Source organism: Citrobacter sp. MGH103, from assembly GCF_001034475.2.
Lineage (GTDB): Bacteria > Pseudomonadota > Gammaproteobacteria > Enterobacterales > Enterobacteriaceae > Citrobacter > Citrobacter freundii.
The window spans coordinates 49015-63930 of the sequence record NZ_CP073045.1 but is presented as its reverse complement, the minus strand read 5'-3'; the positions used below and the strand labels follow the sequence as shown (position 1 = coordinate 63930).

Annotated in this window: 13 protein-coding genes and 5 pseudogenes; 11 read left to right on the top strand and 7 right to left on the bottom strand. The window is 55.3% G+C overall.

Annotated features, from left to right (window positions below; genetic code table 11):
* Positions 1-13 precede the first annotated feature (13 nt).
* The 7 genes and pseudogenes from merD to SK33_RS25760 form a co-directional block, all read left to right on the top strand.
* Positions 14-376: a mercury resistance co-regulator MerD gene (gene merD / locus SK33_RS25790; protein ID WP_001277456.1), complete on the top strand. Its 363-nt coding sequence runs from the start codon at positions 14-16 to the stop codon at positions 374-376.
* Positions 373-609: a broad-spectrum mercury transporter MerE gene (gene merE, locus SK33_RS25785; protein WP_000993386.1), complete on the top strand. Its 237-nt coding sequence runs from the start codon at positions 373-375 to the stop codon at positions 607-609. The genes merD and merE overlap by 4 nt, the downstream gene beginning before the upstream one ends.
* 35 nt (positions 610-644) lie before the next feature.
* Positions 645-1313, top strand: a complete 669-nt coding sequence (locus tag SK33_RS25780; RefSeq protein WP_001300294.1) for an EAL domain-containing protein — start codon at positions 645-647, stop codon at positions 1311-1313.
* Between the two features lie 74 nt (positions 1314-1387).
* Positions 1388-2638: pseudogene (locus tag SK33_RS25775) on the top strand (transposase); the annotation flags it as partial.
* A 64-nt stretch (positions 2639-2702) separates the two neighbouring features.
* Positions 2703-3407: an IS6-like element IS26 family transposase gene (locus SK33_RS25770; RefSeq protein WP_001067855.1), complete on the top strand. Its 705-nt coding sequence runs from the start codon at positions 2703-2705 to the stop codon at positions 3405-3407.
* 126 nt (positions 3408-3533) lie between these two features.
* Entirely contained in the window at positions 3534-4394 is an 861-nt protein-coding gene (locus tag SK33_RS25765) for a broad-spectrum class A beta-lactamase TEM-1 (protein WP_000027057.1), read from the top strand.
* A 209-nt stretch (positions 4395-4603) separates the two neighbouring features.
* Positions 4604-5008, top strand: a pseudogene (locus SK33_RS25760) (IS91 family transposase); the annotation flags it as partial.
* Positions 5009-5114: 106 nt separating this feature from the next.
* Here the strand turns inward: SK33_RS25760 and SK33_RS25755 are convergent.
* From SK33_RS25755 to sul2, 3 genes are read right to left on the bottom strand one after another with little or no spacing between them, the layout of a single operon-like run.
* Positions 5115-5951 (bottom strand): aminoglycoside O-phosphotransferase APH(6)-Id, encoded by an 837-nt coding sequence (locus SK33_RS25755; RefSeq protein WP_000480968.1) that lies wholly within the window; start codon positions 5949-5951, stop codon positions 5115-5117.
* Positions 5951-6754, bottom strand: coding sequence for an aminoglycoside O-phosphotransferase APH(3'')-Ib (gene aph(3'')-Ib, locus SK33_RS25750; RefSeq protein WP_001082319.1), 804 nt, complete (start codon positions 6752-6754; stop codon positions 5951-5953). The genes SK33_RS25755 and aph(3'')-Ib overlap by 1 nt, the downstream gene beginning before the upstream one ends.
* 60 nt (positions 6755-6814) lie before the next feature.
* On the bottom strand, positions 6815-7630 hold the full coding sequence (gene sul2, locus SK33_RS25745) for a sulfonamide-resistant dihydropteroate synthase Sul2 (protein WP_001043260.1): 816 nt from the start codon (positions 7628-7630) through the stop codon (positions 6815-6817).
* 329 nt (positions 7631-7959) lie between these two features.
* Between sul2 and SK33_RS26575 the strand changes: the two are divergent.
* Positions 7960-8064, top strand: a pseudogene (locus SK33_RS26575) (Arm DNA-binding domain-containing protein); the annotation flags it as partial.
* A 253-nt stretch (positions 8065-8317) separates the two neighbouring features.
* Here SK33_RS26575 and SK33_RS25735 read toward each other — a convergent pair.
* From SK33_RS25735 to SK33_RS25725, 3 genes and pseudogenes are all read right to left on the bottom strand, one after another.
* Positions 8318-9322, bottom strand: a complete 1005-nt coding sequence (locus SK33_RS25735; RefSeq protein ID WP_000427619.1) for an IS110-like element IS5075 family transposase — start codon at positions 9320-9322, stop codon at positions 8318-8320.
* A 78-nt stretch (positions 9323-9400) separates the two neighbouring features.
* Positions 9401-11167, bottom strand: a pseudogene (locus tag SK33_RS25730) (Tn3 family transposase); the annotation flags it as partial.
* A 51-nt stretch (positions 11168-11218) separates the two neighbouring features.
* Positions 11219-11923 (bottom strand): IS6-like element IS26 family transposase, encoded by a 705-nt coding sequence (locus tag SK33_RS25725; protein ID WP_001067855.1) that lies wholly within the window; start codon positions 11921-11923, stop codon positions 11219-11221.
* A gap of 370 nt (positions 11924-12293) precedes the next feature.
* Here SK33_RS25725 and SK33_RS25720 point away from each other — a divergent pair, with 370 nt between their 5' ends.
* Both SK33_RS25720 and SK33_RS26830 read left to right on the top strand, forming a co-directional pair.
* Positions 12294-12755: a thermonuclease family protein gene (locus tag SK33_RS25720; protein WP_000978817.1), complete on the top strand. Its 462-nt coding sequence runs from the start codon at positions 12294-12296 to the stop codon at positions 12753-12755.
* A 45-nt stretch (positions 12756-12800) separates the two neighbouring features.
* A pseudogene (locus SK33_RS26830) lies at positions 12801-12881 on the top strand (transcriptional regulator); the annotation flags it as partial.
* Between the two features lie 166 nt (positions 12882-13047).
* Here the strand turns inward: SK33_RS26830 and SK33_RS25715 are convergent.
* Entirely contained in the window at positions 13048-14208 is a 1161-nt protein-coding gene (locus tag SK33_RS25715; RefSeq protein WP_072256398.1) for a methyl-accepting chemotaxis protein, read from the bottom strand.
* On the opposite strand from SK33_RS25715, the gene SK33_RS25710 reads away from it, so the two are divergent.
* Complete coding sequence (locus SK33_RS25710; protein ID WP_001067834.1) at positions 14185-14889, top strand: IS6-like element IS26 family transposase; 705 nt, start codon at positions 14185-14187, stop codon at positions 14887-14889. The two genes, SK33_RS25715 and SK33_RS25710, sit on opposite strands and share 24 nt — an antisense overlap.
* The last annotated feature ends 27 nt before the right edge of the window (positions 14890-14916 follow it).

The window sequence follows — 14916 nt, the reverse complement described above, 5'->3', positions numbered from 1 at the left end:
AAGGAGGTGTGCGATGAGCGCCTACACGGTATCGCAACTGGCCCATAACGCTGGGGTGAGCGTACATATCGTGCGCGACTACCTGGTGCGCGGCTTGTTACGGCCGGTGGCCTGCACCACGGGCGGCTACGGCGTGTTCGACGATGCGGCCTTGCAACGGCTGTGCTTCGTGCGCGCGGCCTTCGAGGCGGGTATCGGCCTGGATGCCCTGGCGCGGCTGTGCCGTGCGCTCGACGCAGCGGACGGCGCACAAGCCGCAGCGCAGCTTGCCGTGCTGCGCCAGTTGGTCGAGCGGCGGCGCGCGGCGTTGGCCCATCTGGACGCGCAACTGGCCTCCATGCCAGCCGAGCGGGCGCACGAGGAGGCATTGCCGTGAACGCCCCTGACAAACTGCCGCCCGAGACGCGCCAACCCGTTTCCGGCTACCTGTGGGGTGCGCTGGCCGTGTTGACCTGCCCCTGCCATCTGCCGATTCTCGCCGCCGTGCTGGCCGGGACGACCGCCGGTGCCTTCCTTGGCGAGCATTGGGGTGTTGCCGCGCTCGCGCTGACCGGCTTGTTCGTTCTGGCCGTAACGCGGCTGCTGCGCGCCTTCCGGGGCGGATCATGACGAGTTCGCAGCCCGCCGGATGGACGGCGGCCGAGTTGGCGCAGGCGGCGGCGCGCGGACAGCTTGACCTGCATTACCAGCCGCTGGTCGATCTGCGCGATCACCGGATCGCTGGCGCGGAAGCGTTGATGCGCTGGCGGCATCCGAGGCTTGGCCTGTTGCCGCCCGGCCAGTTCCTGCCGCTGGCCGAGTCGTTCGGCCTGATGCCGGAAATAGGCGCGTGGGTGCTGGGCGAGGCCTGTCGCCAGATGCACAAGTGGCAAGGACCGGCATGGCAACCGTTCCGTCTTGCCATCAATGTGTCCGCCAGCCAGGTTGGGCCAACGTTCGACGACGAGGTAAAGCGGGTGCTGGCCGATATGGCCCTGCCCGCCGAGCTTCTGGAGATCGAACTGACCGAATCGGTCGCATTCGGCAATCCAGCCCTGTTCGCCAGTTTCGACGCCTTGCGCGCCATCGGCGTGCGCTTCGCCGCCGACGACTTCGGCACCGGCTATTCCTGCCTGCAACATCTGAAATGCTGCCCCATCACCACATTGAAAATCGACCAATCCTTTGTCGCCAGGCTCCCGGATGATGCCCGTGACCAAACTATCGTGCGGGCGGTGATCCAGCTCGCGCACGGGCTGGGCATGGATGTCATTTTCAGAAGACGACTGCACCAGTTGATTGGGCGTAATGGCTGTTGTGCAGCCAGCTCCTGACAGTTCAATATCAGAAGTGATCTGCACCAATCTCGACTATGCTCAATACTCGTGTGCACCAAAGCGAGGTGAGCATGGCGACGGACACCCCACGGATTCCAGAACAAGGCGTGGCCACTCTGCCTGATGAGGCTTGGGAGCGTGCGCGCCGTCGTGCGGAGATCATCAGTCCGTTGGCGCAGTCGGAGACGGTCGGGCACGAAGCGGCCGATATGGCGGCTCAGGCGCTGGGCTTGTCTCGGCGCCAGGTATACGTTCTGATCCGGCGTGCCCGGCAAGGCAGCGGCCTCGTGACGGATCTGGTGCCCGGCCAGTCCGGTGGAGGTAAAGGTAAGGGGCGCTTGCCGGAACCGGTCGAGCGCGTCATCCACGAGCTACTGCAAAAGCGGTTCCTGACCAAGCAGAAGCGCAGCCTAGCGGCCTTTCACCGCGAAGTCACTCAGGTGTGCAAGGCTCAAAAACTGCGAGTGCCGGCGCGCAATACCGTGGCCTTACGGATCGCTAGCCTTGACCCGCGCAAGGTCATCCGCCGGCGGGAAGGCCAGGATGCCGCTCGTGACCTACAAGGTGTGGGCGGCGAGCCTCCTGCCGTGACCGCGCCGCTGGAGCAGGTGCAGATAGACCATACGGTCATCGACCTGATCGTGGTCGATGACCGCGACCGGCAACCTATTGGCCGCCCGTACCTGACCCTCGCCATCGACGTGTTCACCCGCTGCGTGCTCGGCATGGTCGTCACGCTGGAAGCGCCGTCTGCCGTTTCGGTTGGCCTGTGCCTCGTGCATGTCGCCTGCGACAAGCGCCCTTGGCTGGAAGGACTGAACGTGGAAATGGATTGGCAGATGAGCGGCAAGCCCTTGCTGCTCTACCTAGACAACGCGGCCGAGTTCAAGAGCGAGGCCCTGCGCCGGGGTTGCGAGCAGCATGGCATCCGGCTGGACTATCGCCCGCTGGGACAGCCGCACTATGGCGGCATCGTGGAACGGATCATCGGCACGGCGATGCAGATGATTCACGACGAACTGCCGGGAACGACCTTCTCCAACCCTGACCAGCGCGGCGACTACGATTCCGAAAACAAGGCCGCCCTGACGCTGCGCGAGCTAGAGCGCTGGCTCACATTGGCGGTCGGCACCTACCACGGTTCGGTGCACAACGGCCTGCTCCAACCGCCGGCCGCGCGCTGGGCCGAGGCCGTGGCGCGTGTCGGCGTACCGGCCGTCGTCACACGCGCTACTTCGTTCCTGGTCGATTTTCTGCCGATCCTCCGGCGCACGCTGACCCGCACCGGCTTTGTCATCGACCACATCCACTACTACGCCGATGGGCACTGTTGCAAATAGTCGGTGGTGATAAACTTATCATCCCCTTTTGCTGATGGAGCTGCACATGAACCCATTCAAAGGCCGGCATTTTCAGCGTGACATCATTCTGTGGGCCGTACGCTGGTACTGCAAATACGGCATCAGTTACCGTGAGCTGCAGGAGATGCTGGCTGAACGCGGAGTGAATGTCGATCACTCCACGATTTACCGCTGGGTTCAGCGTTATGCGCCTGAAATGGAAAAACGGCTGCGCTGGTACTGGCGTAACCCTTCCGATCTTTGCCCGTGGCACATGGATGAAACCTACGTGAAGGTCAATGGCCGCTGGGCGTATCTGTACCGGGCCGTCGACAGCCGGGGCCGCACTGTCGATTTTTATCTCTCCTCCCGTCGTAACAGCAAAGCTGCATACCGGTTTCTGGGTAAAATCCTCAACAACGTGAAGAAGTGGCAGATCCCGCGATTCATCAACACGGATAAAGCGCCCGCCTATGGTCGCGCGCTTGCTCTGCTCAAACGCGAAGGCCGGTGCCCGTCTGACGTTGAACACCGACAGATTAAGTACCGGAACAACGTGATTGAATGCGATCATGGCAAACTGAAACGGATAATCGGCGCCACGCTGGGATTTAAATCCATGAAGACGGCTTACGCCACCATCAAAGGTATTGAGGTGATGCGTGCACTACGCAAAGGCCAGGCCTCAGCATTTTATTATGGTGATCCCCTGGGCGAAATGCGCCTGGTAAGCAGAGTTTTTGAAATGTAAGGCCTTTGAATAAGACAAAAGGCTGCCTCATCGCTAACTTTGCAACAGTGCCTACATTCAAATATGTATCCGCTCATGAGACAATAACCCTGGTAAATGCTTCAATAATATTGAAAAAGGAAGAGTATGAGTATTCAACATTTTCGTGTCGCCCTTATTCCCTTTTTTGCGGCATTTTGCCTTCCTGTTTTTGCTCACCCAGAAACGCTGGTGAAAGTAAAAGATGCTGAAGATCAGTTGGGTGCACGAGTGGGTTACATCGAACTGGATCTCAACAGCGGTAAGATCCTTGAGAGTTTTCGCCCCGAAGAACGTTTTCCAATGATGAGCACTTTTAAAGTTCTGCTATGTGGTGCGGTATTATCCCGTGTTGACGCCGGGCAAGAGCAACTCGGTCGCCGCATACACTATTCTCAGAATGACTTGGTTGAGTACTCACCAGTCACAGAAAAGCATCTTACGGATGGCATGACAGTAAGAGAATTATGCAGTGCTGCCATAACCATGAGTGATAACACTGCTGCCAACTTACTTCTGACAACGATCGGAGGACCGAAGGAGCTAACCGCTTTTTTGCACAACATGGGGGATCATGTAACTCGCCTTGATCGTTGGGAACCGGAGCTGAATGAAGCCATACCAAACGACGAGCGTGACACCACGATGCCTGCAGCAATGGCAACAACGTTGCGCAAACTATTAACTGGCGAACTACTTACTCTAGCTTCCCGGCAACAATTAATAGACTGGATGGAGGCGGATAAAGTTGCAGGACCACTTCTGCGCTCGGCCCTTCCGGCTGGCTGGTTTATTGCTGATAAATCTGGAGCCGGTGAGCGTGGGTCTCGCGGTATCATTGCAGCACTGGGGCCAGATGGTAAGCCCTCCCGTATCGTAGTTATCTACACGACGGGGAGTCAGGCAACTATGGATGAACGAAATAGACAGATCGCTGAGATAGGTGCCTCACTGATTAAGCATTGGTAACTGTCAGACCAAGTTTACTCATATATACTTTAGATTGATTTAAAACTTCATTTTTAATTTAAAAGGATCTAGGTGAAGATCCTTTTTGATAATCTCATGACCAAAATCCCTTAACGTGAGTTTTCGTTCCACTGAGCGTCAGACCCCTAAAAGAACTTTCCGCTAAGCGATAGACTGTATGTAAACACAGTATTGCAAGGACGCGGAACATGCCTCATGTGGCGGCCAGGACGGCCAGCCGGGATCGGGATACTGGTCGTTACCAGAGCCACCGACCCGAGCAAACCCTTCTCTATCAGATCGTTGACGAGTATTACCCGGCATTCGCTGCGCTTATGGCAGAGCAGGGAAAGGAATTGCCGGGCTATGTGCAACGGGAATTTGAAGAATTTCTCCAATGCGGGCGGCTGGAGCATGGCTTTCTACGGGTTCGCTGCGAGTCTTGCCACGCCGAGCACCTGGTCGCTTTCAGCTGTAAGCGTCGCGGTTTCTGCCCGAGCTGTGGGGCGCGGCGGATGGCCGAAAGTGCCGCCTTGCTGGTTGATGAAGTACTGCCTGAACAACCCATGCGTCAGTGGGTGTTGAGCTTCCCGTTTCAGCTGCGTTTCCTGTTTGGGGTCGTTTGCGGGAAGGGGCGGAATCCTACGCTAAGGCTTTGGCCAGCGATATTCTCCGGTGAGATTGATGTGTTCCCAGGGGATAGGAGAAGTCGCTTGATATCTAGTATGACGTCTGTCGCACCTGCTTGATCGCGGCCGCGATAGCTAGATCGCGTTGCTCCTCTTCTCCATCCGCGTTCCAAGCTGCGGAAAGGCACCCATAAGCGTACGCCTGGTCGAGCAGGCGACGCGGATCGACGTCCAGCGCACGAGAGAATGCGTCCGCCATCTGTGCAATGCGTCTAGGATCGAGACAAAGGTCGTCTCTGTCAGCCGGATCGTAGAACATATTGGCGGCGCCAAAGCCCACTTCACCGACCAGACCGACGGGATCTATCACCAGCCAGCCGCGACTGGAGAACATGATGTTTTCATGATGCAGATCGCCATGTAGCCCACGCAGTTCCGAGGCATTGCTCATCATTTGATCGGCTATAATCGCCGCGTGGACGTAGTCAGTTTGACAACCTGCGTTTTGATCATCGCGCGCCCGCTGAAACAAAGCTGCAAAGCGATCCCGGATCGGGAGAAGGGCAGAAGGCAGGGGTTCCTCAGATGCGGCATACAGCTTCGCCATTAGTTCCGCTGCAATTTCGGTCGCCTGGTAGTCGCCGTGCTCGGCAACGATGTGAGAGAGCATTCGCTCCCCGGCATATTCGAGCAACATCAGATTGTTCTCACGACCGAGCAACCGGACTGCTCCCCTCCCATTGCGCCATACCAGATAGTCGGCCCCGCGCAGTTCATCAGCAATGTCTTCTATAGGTTTCAATCCCTTGACGATTGCAGGAGTCCCGTCTGGCAATGAAACTTTCCAAACGAGGCTGGAAAAGGTGTCCGCAATGAGAACAGGTTGCGAAACGTGCCAATGAGCAGGAAAAACAGGCGGCATGAACATCAACCCCAAGTCAGAGGGTCCAATCGCAGATAGAAGGCAAGGCGTTCGCGGTCGGGGGCTTCGATCCCCAATACATTGAATAGGACAGCGAAGGCGCGCTCTGCTTCATCTGGCGCTGCCCAGTTCTCTTCGGCGTTAGCAATCATGAGTGCCAAATCGGCATAGCGATCTGCTGTTCCGAGCCGCCCAAGGTCGATCAGACCCGTGCATTGAAGAGTTTTAGGGTCCACCATGAAGTTCGGCATGCAGGGATCACCATGGCAAACAACCATATCGGTGCGCTCTTGGTCGAGCCGCACCGGTAGCTCTCGTTCGACACGAGCCAAAAGATCGAGCTGCGGCGTACTCTTGTCCTCGTCCGGTAAGAAGTCGGGATTGACGGCATTGCGGGACACCACATCAACGGCGCGTCCGAACATTCGCGACAGCCTGCGCTCAAACGGACATTGATCAACCGATAGGCTGTGAACAGCGCCAAGTTGCTGCCCCATTGACGGCCACGCTTTGAGCAAATCCGCTCCAGACAGATCAGCCGCCGGTACTCCCGGAATTGCCGTTATCACCAAGCATGCACCCTCCTGTTCCTCCTGCCAGTTGATGACCTCGGGGCAAGCCACACCTCGACCTTTGAGCCAAATGAGGCGGTCACGCTCTCCAGCGAGCTCACCGCGGCGGGAAGCAGGTGCGATTTTCGCGAAGGCATGCCCGTCACCACGTCGAAAAACAAAATCACCAGATTCTCCGCCTCTGACAGGCAACCAGTCAGAATGCGATTCACCAAAAAAAATATTAGTTCGATTCAATGGAGGTTCCTTCAGTTTTCTGATGAAGCGCGAATATAGAGAAATATCCCGAATGTGCAGTTAACGAATTCTTGCGGTTTCTTTCAGCGCCGCCAATACCGCCAGCCCGTCGCGCAAGGGGCGCGGCTCGTGTGTGCGGATGAAGTCAGCTCCACCTGCGGCGGCGGCAAGCTCTGCAGCGAGTGTCGCGGCCCCGACATCCCCCGGACCACGGCCTGTGAGCGCGCGCAGAAAGGATTTGCGCGAAACAGACAGAAGCACCGGCAAATCGAAGCGCAGCCGCAATTCATCGAACCGCGCCAGCACCGAGAGCGAGGTTTCGGGAGCAGCCCCCAGAAAAAACCCCATGCCGGGATCAAGGACAAGGCGGTTGCGTTTGATACCGGCACCCGTCAGCGCCGCGATGCGCGCGTCAAAGAACGCCGCAATGTGATCCATGATGTCGCCAGCGGGTGCCTCGCGCCGATCTGCCTGCCCGTCTTGCACCGAATGCATAACGACGAGTTTGGCAGATGATTTCGCCAATTGCGGATAGAACGCAGCGTCTGGAAAACCGCGAATATCATTGAGATAGGCCACACCACGCGACAAGGCATAGGCTTGCGTCGCGGGTTGATAACTGTCGAGCGAGACGGGAATGCCATCTGCCTTGAGCGCGTCCAGCACCGGCGCGATACGCGCGATTTCTGTGTCGGACGAAACAGGCGCGGCGTCGGGATTGCTGGATGCCGGACCGAGGTCGATCACATCTGCCCCCTCGGCCATCAGCTTACGCGCCTGCGCAATGGCTGCGTCTGGCGCCAGATACCGGCCTCCATCGGAGAAACTGTCCGAGGTTATGTTGACGATGCCGAAAATGATGAGCGATTTATTCATGGGGGCTTCTATAATAATAATAATCGAGCATGAGTCTCATACGGATGCTCGGGTCGAAAGGGAATCCCCAGGCGAGTAACCTGTTTGCGGTGCTCCATTAGCTGCAGGAGCAGAATAGCATACATCTGGAAGCAAAGCCAGGAAAGCGGCCTATGGAGCTGTGCGGCAGCGCTCAGTAGGCAATTTTTCAAAATATTGTTAAGCCTTTTCTGAGCATGGTATTTTTCATGGTATTACCAATTAGCAGGAAAATAAGCCATTGAATATAAAAGATAAAAATGTCTTGTTTACAATAGAGTGGGTATCGGAGACGAAGAAGGACAAGGTACATGCTGACCGATACCAAGCTGCGCAATCTCAAGCCCAGGGACAAACTCTACAAAGTGAATGACCGGGAAGGTCTCTATGTGGGGGTCGCCTCAGAAAACGGAATCTATGGTCACTCCCGTTTTTGCAACACCGATTTTGACGACAAGTTGGCTTGCTTGAATCTATCCGGCGTCTGAATGGGATTTTATTCCCGCGCCTCGATGAGTTCCGCGCCTGATGAACCTCCAGAAAATATACGGCTTCAATGAGCCTTTCCGTTTTACAGGTTCCTCAACAGGCCGGTGGGCCGTTAGTATCATCAATATCAGTATTCGCAAAACCAGATGAATGATTGTTTAAACTGGTGTATTTCTGCCTTTATGCTTCGTAAGTTTGCTGTCGCGCCGTCAGTGCCCAGGCTATTCTGGCCAGCTTGTTTGCCAGAGCACAGGTGACGACAAAGTTGCTTTTCCGACACAACAACTCCCTGACCCAGTCGGCCAACTTGCCAGACTGGTGTTCCAGTTTTTGTATGAATACCCTGGCACACTGAACCAACAAAGTTCGGATCTTTTTGTTGCCCCGCTTGCTAATCCCTAACAATGTCGTCCGACCTCCCGTGCTGTACTGTCGGGGTACCAGCCCTGTTGCCGCCGCAAAGTCACGGCTGCTGGCGTACTGCTTCCCGTCGCCAATCTCAGTTGAAATAGTACTGGCAGTCAGCGTTCCAACGCAGGGAATACTCAGCAAGCGCTGTCCAACCTCATCTTCGTCCAACTTTCGTTTCAACTGAGATTCCAGATCTTTAATCTGCTCAACAAGATAGTGATAATGCTGTTGTAATTTCAGCAGTAACTGGCTGAGATAAAGAGGCAAACTACTGTCCTCAAGAAGGGTACTCAGTCGACTAATAACGGCAGCACCTCGCGGAACGCTGATACCAAATTCCAGCAGAAAAGCATGCATCTGATTAGTTGTTTTCACCTTATCCTGAACCAGGGATTCACGGACACGATGCAGAGCTCGCATTGCCTGCTGAGATTCGGTTCTGGGCTGCACGAAACGCATAGATGGACGTGATGCTGCTTCACAGATAGCTTCAGCATCAACGAAGTCATTTTTGTTGCTTTTAACGAATGGGCGGACAAATTGCGGTGATATCAGCTTTGGAAAATGCCCTAACTCTTCCAGCTTGCGTGCCATAAAGTGAGAACCGCCACAGGCTTCCATCGCGATGGTTGTTGCCGGGCATGTCGCCAGAAATTCGATTAGCTTTGGTCGGGTGAATTTTTTACGGTAAACGGCCTTCCCACGATGATCCTGACAATGAATATGGAAAGAGTTCTTACCCAGATCGATACCAATAAGCGCAATGTTTTCCATGATGGTTCTCCGAATGAAAGCCTGTCCTCAGCATAGTACTGGGAAGGAGGGAGTGACCATCTCATTAAATAAAGCACGCTAAGCCGGTTGCAGCGGTCGTAGCGGCCTGAACTTGCCCGCGCCGATCTTGGCGCTGCTGCGCCAGAGGTAATCGCCGGTGAGGTTGATGTGCTCCCAACCGAGCGGCGACAGGTACTGCAACAGCGCGTCATCAACGGCATGGCCGTTGCCACGCAGCGCGTGCGCAGCCCGTTCCAGATAGACCGTGTTCCACAACACGACGGCAGCCGTTACCAGATTGAGGCCGCTAGCCCGGTAGCGCTGCTGCTCGAAACTGCGGTCGCGGATTTCACCCAGGCGGTTGAAAAACACTGCCCTGGCCAGCGCATTGCGCGCCTCGCCCTTGTTCAGGCCGGCATGCACGCGGCGGCGCAGTTCCACGCTTTGCAGCCAGTCCAGGATGAACAGCGTGCGCTCGATGCGGCCCAGCTCGCGGAGCGCCACGGCCAGGCCGTTCTGGCGTGGGTAGCTGCCGAGCTTTCGGAGCATCAGGGAGGCCGTCACCGTGCCCTGCTTGATCGAGGTGGCCAGCCGCAGGATTTCGTCCCAATGGGCGCGGACGTGCTTGATGTTGAGCGTGCCGCCGATCATGGGTTTCAGCGCGTCATAGGCGGCGTCGCCCTTCGGGATGTAGAGCTTGGTGTCGCCCAGGTCGCGGATGCGCGGCGCGAAGCGGAAGCCCAGGAGGTGCATCAGGGCGAAGACGTGATCGGTGAAGCCCGCCGTGTCGGTGTAATGCTCCTCGATCCGCAAGTCGGACTCGTGGTACAGCAGGCCGTCGAGCACGTAGGTCGAATCGCGCACGCCGACGTTCACGACCTTGGTGTGAAATGGCGCGTACTGGTCAGAAATGTGGGTGTAGAACGTCCGCCCTGGGCTGCTCCCGTATTTCGGGTTGATGTGGCCGGTGCTCTCGGCCTTGCTGCCGGTGCGGAAGTTCTGGCCGTCCGACGATGAGGTGGTGCCGTCGCCCCAGTGCTCGGCGAAGGGATGGCGGAACTGTGCGTTGACCAGATCGGCCAGCGCCGCCCCGTAGGTTTCGTCGCGGATGTGCCAGGCTTGCAGCCAAGCCAGCTTGGCGTAGGTCGTGCCGGGGCAAGACTCCGCCATCTTGGTCAGGCCCAGGTTGATCGCGTCGGCGAGGATCGTGGTCAGCAACAGGTTCTTGTCTTTGGCCGGGTCGCCCGATTTCAGATGCGCGAAATGCCGAGTGAAGCCCGTCCATTCGTCCACCTCCAGCAGCAGTTCGGTGATCTTGACGTGCGGCAGGATCATTGCCGTCTGGTCGATCAGCGCTTGGGCGGTGTCGGGTACCGCCGCGTCGAGCGGCGTGATCTTCAAGCCTGACTCGGTGATGATGGCGTCCGGCAGCTCGTTGGCCGTCGCCATACGGTTGACGGTGGCAAGCTGTGTTTCCAGCAGCGTCAGCCGGTCGTTCAGGTACCGGTTGCAGTCGGTGGCCACGGCCAGCGGCAATTCGCTGGCCTGCTTGAGGCTGGCGAATTTCGCGGGCGGCACCAGGTAGTCCTCGAAGTCCTTGAACTGGCGCGACCCCTGCACCCAGATGTCGCCGGAACGCAACGCGTTCTTCATCTCCGACAGCGCGCACAGTTCGTAGTAGCGCCGGTCGATGCCGGTGTCGGTCATGACCAGCTTCTGCCAGCGCGGCTTGATGAACTCGGTCGGCGCGTCGGCGGGCACCTTGCGGGCGTTGTCGCTGTTCATGCCGCGCAGCACCTCGATGGCGTCGAGCACGTCCTTCGCGGCGGGAGCGGCCCGCAGCTGGCACTGTTGCAAAGTTAGCGATGAGGCAGCCTTTTGTCTTATTCAAAGGCCTTACATTTCAAAAACTCTGCTTACCAGGCGCATTTCGCCCAGGGGATCACCATAATAAAATGCTGAGGCCTGGCCTTTGCGTAGTGCACGCATCACCTCAATACCTTTGATGGTGGCGTAAGCCGTCTTCATGGATTTAAATCCCAGCGTGGCGCCGATTATCCGTTTCAGTTTGCCATGATCGCATTCAATCACGTTGTTCCGGTACTTAATCTGTCGGTGTTCAACGTCAGACGGGCACCGGCCTTCGCGTTTGAGCAGAGCAAGCGCGCGACCATAGGCGGGCGCTTTATCCGTGTTGATGAATCGCGGGATCTGCCACTTCTTCACGTTGTTGAGGATTTTACCCAGAAACCGGTATGCAGCTTTGCTGTTACGACGGGAGGAGAGATAAAAATCGACAGTGCGGCCCCGGCTGTCGACGGCCCGGTACAGATACGCCCAGCGGCCATTGACCTTCACGTAGGTTTCATCCATGTGCCACGGGCAAAGATCGGAAGGGTTACGCCAGTACCAGCGCAGCCGTTTTTCCATTTCAGGCGCATAACGCTGAACCCAGCGGTAAATCGTGGAGTGATCGACATTCACTCCGCGTTCAGCCAGCATCTCCTGCAGCTCACGGTAACTGATGCCGTATTTGCAGTACCAGCGTACGGCCCACAGAATGATGTCACGCTGAAAATGCCGGCCTTTGAATGGGTTCATGTGCAGCTCCATCAGCAAAAGGGGATGATAAGTTTATCACCACCGACTATTTGCAACAGTGCCGGCAGCAGTTTGCCCGGAAAAGGGCTGAACACTGCCACCGGCGCTGCCGGGGAAGGGTGTAACGAAAAAAGCAGCCTTCATTACACCAGAAGTCAGAAGGCTGAAAGGAGTTTATGAGATTTGCTTTTTTTAATATCCGGTCGGGCAGTATGACCGGACAGTTCTGAGTAGCACAGAGTTTTTTCCGTATTAAGTCGTGATTTTATATTTTGTGATTTATTTCACAAAATAAGGCGTTATTCATTGTGTGCTGCAATATTCAGGATGCCTGAAATACAGGTGCCATTTATCTGATATGGAGAATAACATGATGAAATATATTCCACTGGTATTATTTATCTTTTCATGGCCGGTATTGTCTGCAGATATTCATGGACGGGTTGTTCGTGTACTGGACGGTGATACCATCGAGGTCATGGACTCACAGAAGGCGGTGCGGATCAGGTTGGTAAATATTGATGCACCGGAAAAGAAACAGGATTATGGCCGGTGGTCAACAGACATGATGAAATCACTGGTCGCAGGAAAAACGGTTACCGTCACATATTTTCAGCGAGATCGTTATGGTCGTATTCTCGGGCAGGTTTATGCACCAGACGGAATGAATATTAATCAGTTTATGGTCCGGGCCGGGGCTGCCTGGGTATATGAGCAGTACAACTCAGATCCCGTGCTGCCTGTCCTTCAGAACGAAGCCAGACAACAAAAACGTGGGCTCTGGTCAGATGCTGATCCGGTTCCCCCCTGGATATGGAGGCACCGTAAATAAAGCGATGGCAATCCTATCATTCATTTGTTCTCAGCGGGAATAAAAATGGCAAAAACAAAACAGGAATGGCTGTATCAGTTACGGCGATGTTCATCAGTCAATAGGGGGAACCGCAGAATTCGGAAAAAATCGTACGCTAAGCTAACGGTGTTCTCGTGACAGCTCTTTGACTAGGCTTTCTAAGGCCATTCTGATAGCCCTGACTTCCTGAAAAGCCATGGCTAAAATTTGTGCGGCTAAAAGGGATAACCGATGGTAAAGTAAGTTATCCCTGTCGAGATACTGAAAAGCGTTATCCTCGTTTTTCCCAAAACTGTTTTGCCAGTTCGCTCAGAGCGCTAGTTAACTGAGCGACAGATTTCGCACTTTGCAAATTATTCTGCCCGGTCTGTACATTGGTATCAGCAGCATCGCGTATATTGATAATACTGCGGTTTATGTCTTCACTTACTGCTCCCTGCTGCTCGACCGCAGTCGCTATTTGCGCGTTCATGTCGGTAATTTCGTTAACGCGTTGGCCAATTCCATCAAGAGCTGTAGCTGCTTCCTCTGCGTGAGCTACACTCGTGTGCGCTTGCCGACTACTTTGCTCCATGACTGTAACAGCGGATTGCGCTCGCTCTTGTAGAGCGCTGATCATGCTTTGAATATCCGTTGTCGATTGCTGTGTGCGAGCAGCAAGACTGCGAACCTCATCGGCGACAACAGCAAAACCACGCCCCTGCTCACCAGCACGCGCGGCCTCAATTGCTGCGTTGAGTGCCAACAAATTCGTTTGCTCGGCGATCCCTCGTATAACGTCAAGAACTTTTGATATCTCGTTACTTTGACCTTCAAGCTCATGAATAACCTGAGTGGCTTGCCTAATTTCACCTTCAAGGGCAGTGATTGACTGGCTTGTGTGGGCTACCAGACGCTGGCCAGATGCCGTCTCAGTGTCTGCTCTTCCGGCCGCATCTGCAGCATGCTGTGCATTGCTCGCAACCTCTTGAATGCTTGCCACCATTTGGTTTACTGCCGTTGCTATTTGATCTGTCTCTGCCTGCTGCTCAACTGTAAGTACATTGCTTGACTCAATATCCTTTAGTAGGCCTCGGGTGTGTTCGCTAAGCCGATTTGATGCATCACCTATGCGACCTACTATGGCGCCTGTTTCAGCTTGCATCATTCGTAAAGCAAACTCTATTTGGCCAAACTCATCGGTGCGCCCAGTGTAGAGGGATTGACTTAATGGGTTATTGGAAATATTCCTGGCTCTTTCAACCAGTCTTCCAAGAGGAGAGAGAATAGCCAAAACACTAACAGAGCTTAAGCTTCCTGACATTAAAGTGGCTAACAATAAGCTGCTTATTGATGTATCAGTAAGGGCACTGTTGCAAATAGTCGGTGGTGATAAACTTATCATCCCCTTTTGCTGATGGAGCTGCACATGAACCCATTCAAAGGCCGGCATTTTCAGCGTGACATCATTCTGTGGGCCGTACGCTGGTACTGCAAATACGGCATCAGTTACCGTGAGCTGCAGGAGATGCTGGCTGAACGCGGAGTGAATGTCGATCACTCCACGATTTACCGCTGGGTTCAGCGTTATGCGCCTGAAATGGAAAAACGGCTGCGCTGGTACTGGCGTAACCCTTCCGATCTTTGCCCGTGGCACATGGATGAAACCTACGTGAAGGTCAATGGCCGCTGGGCGTATCTGTACCGGGCCGTCGACAGCCGGGGCCGCACTGTCGATTTTTATATCTCCTCCCGTCGTAACAGCAAAGCTGCATACCGGTTTCTGGGTAAAATCCTCAACAACGTGAAGAAGTGGCAGATCCCGCGATTCATCAACACGGATAAAGCGCCCGCCTATGGTCGCGCGCTTGCTCTGCTCAAACGCGAAGGCCGGTGCCCGTCTGACGTTGAACACCGACAGATTAAGTACCGGAACAACGTGATTGAATGCGATCATGGCAAACTGAAACGGATAATCGGCGCCACGCTGGGATTTAAATCCATGAAGACGGCTTACGCCACCATCAAAGGTATTGAGGTGATGCGTGCACTACGCAAAGGCCAGGCCTCAGCATTTTATTATGGTGATCCCCTGGGCGAAATGCGCCTGGTAAGCAGAGTTTTTGAAATGTAAGGCCTTTGAATAAGACAAAAGGCTGCC